The organism is Nonomuraea sp. NPDC047529 (assembly GCF_040642995.1).
Lineage (GTDB): Bacteria > Actinomycetota > Actinomycetes > Streptosporangiales > Streptosporangiaceae > Nonomuraea.
In genome coordinates, this window is sequence record NZ_JBEYTJ010000112.1 from 1 (window position 1) to 1,437 (window position 1,437).

A 1,437-nucleotide genomic window follows, 5' to 3' on the forward strand; every position below is an offset into this window, starting at 1 on the left:
CGGGACCGGTGTTGCCGGGATCGGTGGTGCCGGGGTCGGCGTTGTGCCCCACCGTGACCACGCCGGTGGTGAGCAGCACCAGCCGGGTCTCGGCCAGCCGCTCACTGGCCAGCCAGCCCCGCAGCACCTCCACCACCCGGTCCAGCTCCACACGCAACCGCGACAGCAGCCCGCTAGGCCCGCCATGCCCATCGTGGACGTCATGCCCGTCGTGGATGTCCCGGGTGTCCTGGGTGTCCTGGGTGTCGTCGTGGGTGTCGTGGGCGGAGACTTCCATGTCCAGGGACAGAATCACTGTCTCAGCCGTCGGCTCGCCTGAAGCCAGCCCGGCATCCAACGCCGGTAGATCGCAGTAGTGGCCCACGACAGTGCCGCCAGCCTCCTGCACCGCCGCCACCACATCACCAGAAGACGGGCCGACCACGATCACTTGGCCCGGTGTCGCGTCCGACGCAGCCTCTGATGCCGTGTGTGACGCCCCTTCTACGAGCTTGCCCGCCGGTCGCCCTGCTGGGTTGCCTGCTGGGTTGCCCGGTAAGGGCAGCCATTGCAGCTGATGCAACCCCTCAACCACAGGCCGCTCACCTGCCCGCAGCCCGCTGGTAGCCAGCCCGTCCGCCGGCAGAGGGCGTGAGACCAGACTCGTCACCACCGCCACCGGGGCACCGCTGCCATCGGCCATCCGGATACTGACACCACCATCGGCATCGGAGGCCGGTTGGACATGCACCCGCAACTGCCGGGCGCCGGAGGCCAGCAGTTCCACCCCGCCCCAGGCGAACGGCAACATCACCCCCGCCCCGCCAGGATTGTCGGCCCCGTTGGTTTGGTCGATGTGGGCGGGCAAGCTGGTGGCATGCAAGGCGGCATCCAGCAACGCCGGATGAACCCCGAACCGGGCCGCATCCACACACTCCCGCTCGCCGAGCTCGACCTCGGCGAACACCTCCCCCTCACGCACCCAGGCCCGCTTCAACCCCCGAAAAGCAGGCCCATGCCCGTAACCCTCATCGGCCAGCTTCTGGTAGAAGCCCTCCACCTCCACCGCCCGCGCCCCCACCGGCGGCCACACACCCAGCTCGAATCCAGCCCCCGCACCATCCCCGTTCACGCCCTCGGCGCGCTCGGTGTTCACCGCGCCCTCGGCGTTCACCGCGCTCTCGGCGTTCATCGCGCTCTGGACCATCACCGCGCTGGCGTGACGCCGCCACTCCTCGCCCAGCCCAGCTCCCGCACCCGTCCCTGTCCCCGTCCCTGCTCCTGCCGGTCGGGCGTAGACGTGCACCTCACGTCGCCCGTCCGCCCCCGCACCGGACACCCGCACCAACACCTGGGCTGAGGAGTCGGCGTCCAGCACCAACGGCGCCTCCAACGTCAGCTCCTCAACCCGCGAACAGCCGACCCCGTCACCCGCCCGGATCACCAACTCCACGAACC

Annotated in this window: 1 protein-coding gene and 1 pseudogene; both read right to left on the minus strand. The window is 70.1% G+C overall.

The annotated features are described in order from the left end of the window. The coding region (locus ABZ815_RS52775) for a polyketide synthase dehydratase domain-containing protein (protein WP_357711143.1) at nucleotides 1-1,171 on the minus strand (1,171 nt) is incomplete at its 3' end. 108 nt (nucleotides 1,172-1,279) lie between these two features. Further along, nucleotides 1,280-1,432 (minus strand): annotated as a pseudogene (locus tag ABZ815_RS52780) (hypothetical protein); the annotation flags it as partial. Nucleotides 1,433-1,437: the final 5 nt, after the last annotated feature.